At 48.8% G+C, this 8979-nt stretch carries 11 protein-coding genes; 3 read left to right on the plus strand and 8 right to left on the minus strand.

Features of this window, described 5'->3' with window-relative positions; all coding sequences use genetic code 11:
* On the plus strand, positions 1 to 331 hold a 331-nt coding region (locus HKN79_00910; protein ID NNC82110.1), incomplete at its 5' end, for a helix-hairpin-helix domain-containing protein.
* Here HKN79_00910 and HKN79_00915 read toward each other — a convergent pair.
* Genes HKN79_00915 through HKN79_00930 form a run of 4 tightly spaced genes read right to left on the minus strand, consistent with a single transcriptional unit; the run spans position 315 to position 4039 of the window.
* Complete coding sequence (locus HKN79_00915; GenBank protein NNC82111.1) at positions 315 to 1541, minus strand: 3-phosphoshikimate 1-carboxyvinyltransferase; 1227 nt, start codon at positions 1539 to 1541, stop codon at positions 315 to 317. The two genes, HKN79_00910 and HKN79_00915, sit on opposite strands and share 17 nt — an antisense overlap.
* Positions 1538 to 2626, minus strand: a complete 1089-nt coding sequence (gene aroB / locus HKN79_00920; GenBank protein ID NNC82112.1) for a 3-dehydroquinate synthase — start codon at positions 2624 to 2626, stop codon at positions 1538 to 1540. Before aroB ends, HKN79_00915 begins: the two co-directional genes overlap by 4 nt.
* Before the next feature lie 12 nt (positions 2627 to 2638).
* Positions 2639 to 3568, minus strand: coding sequence for a succinylglutamate desuccinylase/aspartoacylase family protein (locus HKN79_00925; GenBank protein NNC82113.1), 930 nt, complete (start codon positions 3566 to 3568; stop codon positions 2639 to 2641).
* Positions 3569 to 3577: 9 nt separating this feature from the next.
* The gene (locus HKN79_00930) at positions 3578 to 4039 is read right to left on the minus strand and encodes a peptidase (GenBank protein NNC82114.1); all 462 of its coding nucleotides are present in this window, start codon (positions 4037 to 4039) and stop codon (positions 3578 to 3580) included.
* 88 nt (positions 4040 to 4127) lie between these two features.
* On the opposite strand from HKN79_00930, the gene HKN79_00935 reads away from it, so the two are divergent.
* Positions 4128 to 5129, plus strand: a complete 1002-nt coding sequence (locus HKN79_00935; protein NNC82115.1) for an NAD-dependent epimerase/dehydratase family protein — start codon at positions 4128 to 4130, stop codon at positions 5127 to 5129.
* Here HKN79_00935 and HKN79_00940 read toward each other — a convergent pair.
* Genes HKN79_00940 through HKN79_00950 form a run of 3 tightly spaced genes read right to left on the minus strand, consistent with a single transcriptional unit; the run spans position 5120 to position 7561 of the window.
* On the minus strand, positions 5120 to 5494 hold the full coding sequence (locus HKN79_00940; GenBank protein ID NNC82116.1) for a DUF4296 domain-containing protein: 375 nt from the start codon (positions 5492 to 5494) through the stop codon (positions 5120 to 5122). The genes HKN79_00935 and HKN79_00940 overlap by 10 nt on opposite strands.
* The gene (locus tag HKN79_00945; GenBank protein NNC82117.1) at positions 5487 to 6830 is read right to left on the minus strand and encodes a dihydroorotase; all 1344 of its coding nucleotides are present in this window, start codon (positions 6828 to 6830) and stop codon (positions 5487 to 5489) included. Before HKN79_00945 ends, HKN79_00940 begins: the two co-directional genes overlap by 8 nt.
* On the minus strand, positions 6827 to 7561 hold the full coding sequence (locus tag HKN79_00950) for a polyprenol monophosphomannose synthase (GenBank protein NNC82118.1): 735 nt from the start codon (positions 7559 to 7561) through the stop codon (positions 6827 to 6829). Before HKN79_00950 ends, HKN79_00945 begins: the two co-directional genes overlap by 4 nt.
* A gap of 154 nt (positions 7562 to 7715) precedes the next feature.
* Here HKN79_00950 and HKN79_00955 point away from each other — a divergent pair, with 154 nt between their 5' ends.
* On the plus strand, positions 7716 to 8009 hold the full coding sequence (locus HKN79_00955; GenBank protein NNC82119.1) for a hypothetical protein: 294 nt from the start codon (positions 7716 to 7718) through the stop codon (positions 8007 to 8009).
* A gap of 64 nt (positions 8010 to 8073) precedes the next feature.
* Here HKN79_00955 and HKN79_00960 read toward each other — a convergent pair.
* A partial coding sequence (locus HKN79_00960) for a hypothetical protein (GenBank protein ID NNC82120.1) occupies positions 8074 to 8979 on the minus strand: 906 nt, incomplete at its 5' end.

Consider the following 8979-nt stretch of genomic DNA (forward strand, 5'->3'; position numbering starts at 1 on the left):
TACCATCCTCTATCAAGATCTATTGTTCAGACGTAAGGACTTCCCGGTCGATCTCACCTTGAGATATGCGCTTTTCGACACAGAGGACTTCGATGCACGACTCTATGCCTATGAGAATGACGTGCTGTATTTCTATAGCATTCCGGCCTACTCAGGGACCGGAGTCCGTTATTATGCAGTGGTGCGTGTGCGACTGGGCAGAGATCTGGATCTGTATGTGAAATATGCTCGCTGGCGCTATTCTGACCGCGAAACGATCAGTTCAGGGCTCACAGAGATCCAAGGAAATACCCGCACCGACCTGCGCATGCAGATCAGATGGCAGTTCTGATGTCGAAACCGATCTGCGCACACTGATCCCAGAAATCCGGAAAGGATTTTGCGACCGCTTCGTGCCCTTCGATCTTTAGTTTCTCCACCCTTGTCGCTAACAGGATATATGACATGACCATGCGATGGTCATCATAACTAGGGAGAATACACTCACTTGGAGCTACCGGTCTACCACTTACGCTTATGTGGTCCTCTCCGATCTCGACCTGGGCACTGAATCCGGATAGTACTTCCTGCATGGCCGATAGCCGATCGGTCTCCTTGATCGGCAGAGTAGCCAGACCTGTCAATTCGCAAGGAATGCCCATCGCAAAAGATGTGAATACGATGGGTTGTGCCAGATCCGGATGATCCTTGAGATCAAGCCTTAGCCTGTCGATACTAGGAGTATCCCGATTCAACTGGATGCCTTCAGTTGTACTTGTGCTCCTGACACCAAGAGGGCGGAATAATTCTGCGAGAATACGGTCCCCTTGTACCGATTCCATAGTCAAGCCGCTGAGTGTCAATTCATCCAATGCCCCAGTCGCTATGAGCCCATAGAAATAGGCAGCAGCACTCCAGTCCTTCTCTTGGGACAGCTCGAACTCGGAATCGACCGCACCAGGGCGTATTTTCAGAACATTCCTTTCTTGGACCACTTCGATTCCAGCACGATCCAATATGGAGAGTGTCATATCGATGTAAGGACGAGAAGTAATAGGAGGCAGGATTTCCAATTCCAAGCCTTTCTCCATACAATGACCATTGAGAAGAAGGGCAGAAATGAATTGACTACTGACCTGAGCAGTGACCTGTATAGTGCCTCCGATAGAGCGTACCGGGAGAATATGAAGAGGAGGGAAGCCGGGTCGATGCTGATAGTCGATATCAGCACCGAGATCACGCAGAGCTTCTACCAGAGGGGCGATAGGCCGCTGGTTCAACCGCTCAGTTCCTGATAAGTGTATCTCTCGTTCGCCACATGCGAAGAAGGCAGTCATGAAGCGCATAGTGGTGCCTGCAGGTCCTACATCCAGGTTTTTTTCGTCCGATAGAAGAAGTGCGAGCATTCTTGAAGAATCCTCCGGCCAAAGTGATGTTTCGAATGATCGGGAACGTACCTGTTCTCCCAAGAGGACCAGCTCCCGATTGAGTACACTCTTGGACAGTGGCAGACGGATAGAAGATGATCGATTCTTGGACGTATCGATTGCGATCTCAATCATCCTTTGAAAGGGTATCTTTCCAGGTAAGTGAGGGAATCGATGACCAGGTCCATTTTAGGATTTCGATCGATGACCGCTTCCCCTATCCCTTTTAACAAGGTCATGTTCAATTCACTGGATCGCTTCTTCTTATCCTGCTTCATGATCTCGAGTATCCGATGGTAGTTACTCTCATGTAAGGGAGGACATTCGTAGTGTTGAGCGATGAAGCCAGCGATCTGCTCATGGAGTGACTCGGTGATGTAGCCCTTCTTATGTGAGATATAGGTTTCGGCCATGATACCCAGTGCTACTGCCTCACCATGGAGCAGGTCCCGTTCGGGTGATTCCATCATATAGCTTTCCAGTGCATGACCTATGGTATGACCAAAATTCAACTTCTTACGCTCTCCGGTCTCGTGCATATCCCGACTGACGATCTCTTCTTTGATGACCATGCTTGGGCCGATAAGGGATTTGATCAAGGGTAGGTCGATGTATGGAGCCTTGAGCATCTGTTCCCAAAGATCAGTAGATGCAATGAGAGCATGCTTGATCATTTCAGCAAAGCCGGCCAGCACCTCGCGCTTGGGAAGCGTATTGAGGAATTGCGGATAGACGAGTGTTGCCAGGGGCTGCTCGAATGTGCCGATCACATTTTTCACACCGTGATGATTGAGACCGGTCTTTCCACCTATGGCAGCATCTACTTGGGCCAGCACGGTGGTAGGGATGTTTATCCATTGGATTCCACGCTTGTAGGTGCTTGCTACAAATCCCCCTAGGTCACAGACCATACCACCACCTACATTCAGTAGCAGGCTCTTGCGATCGGCCTCATATTCCATGAGCCGACTGTAGAGGTCATGGGCAGTGGCCAAGGTCTTGGTGCTTTCTCCTGAAGGGATATCCAGAAGTATTGTGCGCCTACCTCCACCCGGTAGTTCGCTTTCGATGAGTGGCAGACAGTGCTCGCTGGTCTGTGTGTCGGCCAGAATGAATATCTGTGACTCTGTTAGTTTGTGCTTTTTAAGGAGCGTGAATATCTCTTTGGCACTTTCTATCAGGATCGTAGGCGATAAGGAATATGTCTGTAGCTTGTTCAATGGGGGCTTTTTTCAACTTGCAATGTGGAACAGGGCATCTCCCCGGCTGACCACGGGATTGTTGACATGCGCTATCACCAGTCCATCTTTGGGAGATTTGATACCTGTCCGCTTCAAAGTGCCAAGGTCGTGTATATAGGCCAGCACTTCTCCTTTTCTTACGCCATGACCGGCTCTGACCATCAGATTGACCAGGCCTGCTTTGGATGCTCTCACCCATTTCGAGCTGTCGTACACTTTACTTTCTGCCTGATCCATAGGCATGGAAAGCATCCCCTCATGATTCAGTATCCGATGAATCCCTTGGATACCCGTTTGGATGGAGTCTTCATCGATCCGCAGGGATTCACCGCCTTCAAATACCAAGATGGGTTTTCCGGATCTGTAAGCATGCAATCTATGGGACTTGGGGATAGGTCTATTCTTCAGTATGATCGGAGGGGAGAATATCTGTGCAAGTTCTAGTGCGCGCGCATCGTCCTTGGTCACCCGTAGTTGGGGAAAGTTGTGAATAGTAGATCCTCCGGTGTGGAAATCCACTCCGTAATCGATATGCGGTAGTATCTCCTTTGACATCAGGTAGGCGACTCGGGAGGCCAATGAACCATTCTTAGTTCCAGGGAAACTCCGGTTCACATCCTTGCCATCCCTCACACTCCGAGAGAAATTGATGAAGCCGTATACATTGAGCAAGGGAATAGCGATGACCGAGCCTTTCTGTAGCGATTTCAATGCCTTGGAAGCCACGACTCTTCGCACGATCTCCACTCCATTGACCTCATCTCCGTGCATTCCACCTAGCAAGAGCACACAGGGTCCGGGTTTCTTGGATCGGTACACATGCACATTGATGTGTATCTCGGTCCCCGAGGGTAGGCCGGCAACATTGATACGTAAGTGGGCATCTTTACCGCCCGGTATCTCATGATCTGTGATACGCATCGCTTCCATTCACTTATTTGCTGAGGTCTTTTCCTTTTTCCGGCTTGCTTTCAATGAAAGATTGGAACGATTCACATCCACAATGAAATTGTCACGGATGAGTTTCCTGCCCAATAATACCGGATAACGCATGGATCTGCGGTCTGTTAGGGAAAGGGTGATCGGATATTCTTGTCCGAAGAGCACTATGGTCGTCTCGATGAAATAACGCGATTCCGATCGACCGGATGAACTCTTGACATTCTTCTTGAAATACTCTGAGAATTTATGGGTCTTCCCATGGTAATCGGGATGATCAGGTCCTAGGGACTTGAAGTAGAGATAGGGTGTGCCCTTGTACCTACGCACATGTATGGATGAAGCATAGAGCGATGAGGTATAGGCCCCTGTATCCACCTTGACCTTGATCCCTTCCAAGCCCAGTTCTGGAAAATCTGCTCTATCGAATCTCCCTATCTTCTTCTTTGACATACCTCTTCTCTACGGTGCTAAATCTAATTGATTCTTCTCGATCATTCTTGTGGGTATCAAGCACTGCAACCATGTTATCTTCGGCCGCATGGTCTTCATCACAGGAGCAACGGGATTGGTAGGCACTCGCTTGGTGTATGACCATGTGTCTCAAGGAATCCAAGTAAGAGCGCTGAGGAGGGCCTCATCTGATATGGATGAGTTCTACGCAGTGCTCAGATTCTATCATCAGAATGATGATATCGATTCATTGACCGAACGAATCGAATGGGTGGAAGGAGATCTCTTGGATATGGCCGTTCACGATACATACCTGGATGGCTGTGCGCGCTGTTATCATGCCGCTGCTATCGTGTCTTTCCATAGACGCGATCACCAGAAGATGTATGAAGTGAACGTATCTGGAACGGCACATATGGTGAATGCCTGTCTACGCGCTGAAATCCCTCTGTGCCATATCAGTTCGATCGCAGCATTGGGCCGCACTGCTCGAGAAGGAGAATTCACTGAAGCATCAGTGTGGAAGGATTCGCCCTACAATTCAGCCTATGCAAAGAGCAAGTACCGGGCGGAAATGGAAGTGTGGAGGGGAATCGAAGAAGGGCTTAAAGCAAGTATTGTCAACCCATCAGTCGTACTAGGTGCCGGTAGTGCTGTTAGAAGTAGTGGAGCCCTATTTGGAGCAGTGAAAGAGGGCATGCCCTTCTATACAGAAGGCGGCACCAACATAGTGGACGTAAGGGATGTGTCCGAGATAGCGATGCGCTTGATGGAAAGGCAGCAGTATTCTGAACGGTTCATTCTGAATTCAGCTTCGCTCCCATACCGATCCGTACTGGATTCGATTGCAGACGCCTTGGGTAAACGCAGACCTCACATACGAGTCGGGTCATCTGCGCTGAATCTGCTCTGGAGACTCAATTCATTGAAGGATATGATCTTCCGGACCAAGAGCAAAGTCACTGAAGAGACGGCCCTATCGAGTACCACCACCTATCGATATTCAAATGACAAAGTGAAGCAGAGACTGGACTATTCCTTCATCCCTTGGCAAGACTCCGTTACCTATGCAGCTGGGTACTACCGCTGATCCCTTTCCTCTACCTCTTGCCGTTTCTTCTCGTTGAGCAGATCCTCTCTGCGTTTGATCTGAGAAGCTACCTGCTCATAGAGTTGAGACATGCGCTGAGGGTCGGAGCGGTAGTGATCGAAACTGCGTAGAAAACGATCTTTATCGATGCCAGTGCGTTCCCACAACTCATTGTAAAAGGCCTCGGTCTCCACCTTATTCTTCTTTTCTGCTGTGATGTGCATACTTCTGACCGACTCGATAAGATTGAGCTCTACTAAAGCCTCTACCATTTCTTCTTCTTCCAATAGGTCAGCAGGAGGCTCAGGTCCATTCTGAGAACAGGCCATCATCACGAGAACGCTGAGCAAGAGGATCCTATTCATGGGAGAATTCCAATCGCATACCTCTGAAAGACTGATCGAGCCGGCCTTGATCGTACACATGATGTCCGTTGATGAAGGTATGCTTGACCGCATGTCTGAATGTGGTGCCTTCAAAAGGTGACCATCCACATTTGTACAGGATATTGTCCGTGCTAACGGTCCATGGGGAATCCGGATCTACGAGCACTAGATCGGCATAGTATCCTTCGCGGATGTAGCCTCGTTCCTTGATGCCGAAGATCTCTGCCGGCATATGGCAGCCTTTGCGCACAATGGTCTCCACATCGATCACTCCTTGAGCAGTCAACTCCAGCCACGCAGGCAGAGCATGCTGTACCAATGGTCCACCACTGGGACAGGTCAAGTAGGAATTGGACTTTTCCTCTTTGGTGTGGGGTGCATGATCGGTGGCAAGTACATCGATGAGATCGGTCGACAGGGCTTTGCGCAGGGCATCTCTATCGGATCTCTTCTTGACCGCTGGGTTCCACTTGATATGACTCCCTTTGGTCGCATAATCCTCTTCAGAGAACCACAGGTGATGAACACATGCCTCAGCGGTGATGCGTTTCTTTTTTGTAGTCGGTTCTGAGCTGAAAAGTTCTAATTCCTTAGCAGTACTTATATGGAGAATATGCAGTCTGGCTCCGTGTTTCTTTGCTAAAGAGACAGCCAATGAACTGCTGCGGTAGCATGCCTCTGCATCCCTGATGACGGGATGCTGAGCCATCGGGATATCCTCACCGAAACGTGCTTTTGCCGTTTCGGTATTCTTTCTCACGGTGGCCTCATCTTCACAATGAACAGCTATTAGCCCTCGAGCTTTGGAGAAGATGGTCTCCAGTACTTCCCGGTCATCCACCAGCATATCACCGGTCGATGAGCCCATGAATATCTTCAGGCCACAGACCTTGTTGAAGTCGGTCTTCAATACCTCTTCTATGTTCTCATTGGACACTCCCATAAAGAAGGAGTAATTGGCTCGTGCGTGCTCCGCTCCCAGAGCATATTTCTCGTCCAAGAGGTCCTGTGTAAGGGTCTGCGGGATGGTATTCGGCATCTCCATGAAGGATGTGATGCCTCCGGCTACTGCTGCGGCCGATTCAGTGGCGATATCGGCTTTGTGGGTCAATCCCGGTTGTCTGAAGTGCACCTGATCATCGATGAGACCGGGCAGGAGCAAGAGTCCTTTGGCATCAAGCACCTCTGTATTTGTATCGGTAGAAATATCAGAATCGATTCGGGAGATTCGTTCTCCGGAGATGAGCACATCTTTTTCAGCGCGATGCCCCTCATTGATCACGGTAGCATTCTTGATGAGAACGTCTTTGCTCATGCTCTTTTGAAGTTTCTGGTCCTCATTTTCCAGACTCCCAGTACGGCTTCTTTGAAGATACCGATGCTCATCTTGGAGGTTCCTTTCTCCCGATCTTTGAATCGGATAGGTATCTCCTCTGCCTTATAACCGAGACTGAGTGCAGAATATTTCATCGCGATCTGGAAGGCATAGCCTACAAAGTCGATCTTGTCCAGATCAATGGCCTCTAGCACCGCTCTTCGATAACACTTGAACCCAGCCGTGGGGTCTTTGATGGGGATGTTGAGTATGGTACGCACATACCAAGATGCACCATAACTCAAGGCAACACGTTCCCAAGTCCAATCCACTACATTGCCGCCTTTCACATAGCGAGAACCGATGGCAAGATCTGCCCCATTCTGACAGGCTTGAAGCAACCGGTTGAGGTCCTTGGGGTCGTGAGAGAAATCTGCATCCATCTCGAAAAGGTAGTCGTACCTTCCTTGTTCCAGTCCCCATTTGAATCCAGCTATGTATGCGGTTCCTAGACCCAGTTTTCCAGAACGTTCTTTGAGATGGATACGGCCTGGAAACTCGGATTGCATTTCAGTGACCAACTTGGCTGTGCCATCGGGAGAGCCGTCATCTACGATCAGGATATGGAAATGAGGGTCTTGAGCAAGGACCGCGCGAATGATATCTTGCACGTTATCCTTCTCATTGTAAGTAGGTATGATCACCAGGCTATTTGAGGTGCTTCCCGCCATTTCAGGCGCCTAATATAGAGGAATAGACTTTCTTTATCGATCAAAGCCCATCAGCTATCGGGAATTATCCACAGTTGGTACAATAAGTCAGGGATTGACAGAATTTTTGCCTTTTTTTGAGCGGTTAACAAGGACTTACAATTTTAATTACGCTATGAGAAAAATTATCTCAATGATGTTTGTAGCTGCTGGAGTGATCGCTTTCACTTCATGTGGTGATGCAAGTACAAAAATGGAAGATGCAGCTAACGATATGAAGGAAGCTGCTGAGGAAATGAGCGAAGAAGCAGGTAACAGCCTGGAGGACGCTGCCAATGAAGTAGAAGAAGCTGCCAATGATGCAGTGGAGGCTGGTGAGAACATGCTCAATGAAGCTGGAGAAGCTGCTAAAGATGCAGCCGAGGATGTTGAAGAAGGCATGGAGAACGCTGCTGACGAGATCAACTGAGGAAGTATTCTACTTCTTTACAAGAATTCATATCCCTCATCCGGGTCTCCGGTTGAGGGATTTTTTATTTCAGTAAGGTGACCTTTCCGTTGTATTGACGAGGTCTAGGTTCTCCGAAGACCTGCATCACGACTTCCCATTGATACATCTCTTGACGGGAGTACTTTCCATTCTTCATCTCAGCATCCCAGCCAGTCATAATATCCCTGGATTCGAATCTCAGTTGACCGGAGCGGTCGAACACCTGGAAGAGATATTCCTGAACATATTCTTGACCATTGATCACAGGGACGAAAACATCATTCAACCCATCACCATCCGGAGTGAAGGTATTGGGCATCCATAGAGTGACGTTGTTCTGCAATTCAAATCGAGTACAACTCGTGTCTCGGCAGCCATCCTTTGTGACCACAGTCAGACATAGGTCATAGAAATCAGGTCGTAGTCCCTCAAGAGGGAGAAGAGGTGAGTGTCCAGAGCCTAGGCTGTCTCCATCTATGCTCCAGTATAGCTCAATCGAATTATCAGAAGCATCGAAGGCTTGAATGAACTCATCATCTGCAGTTGGTGCCTCTGGGAAGAAGTTGAAGGCTGCTTCAGCATCCTCTATGAGCAAAGTATCTACCTCGGTGGTCGCATCACATCCATATTCGTTGACCAAGGTCAGGGCATTCAGATATTCACCGCCTTCTTCAATACGGATCTCTACAAGTGAACAGTCCTCAGAAATTATCTCACCACCAGAGATATCCCATAGACACCCTTGGTACTGTGTATCCTCAGTGTCATTGAATATCAAAACGCTGGCTGGAGGGCAGGGGTCGATGACCGAGACACTGATAGATGGCTCTGGAACTGGGAATACATCGATCTCTACCGAGCTCTCAGCTGTACACTGATAAGAGTTGAATACTGTGACCGTATACACTGTTTCTTCTACAGGTTGAGCGTTTGCAGTGGAGGTATTGAC

It is taken from the genome of Flavobacteriales bacterium (assembly GCA_013001705.1).
Classification (GTDB): Bacteria; Bacteroidota; Bacteroidia; order Flavobacteriales_D; family JABDKJ01; genus JABDLZ01.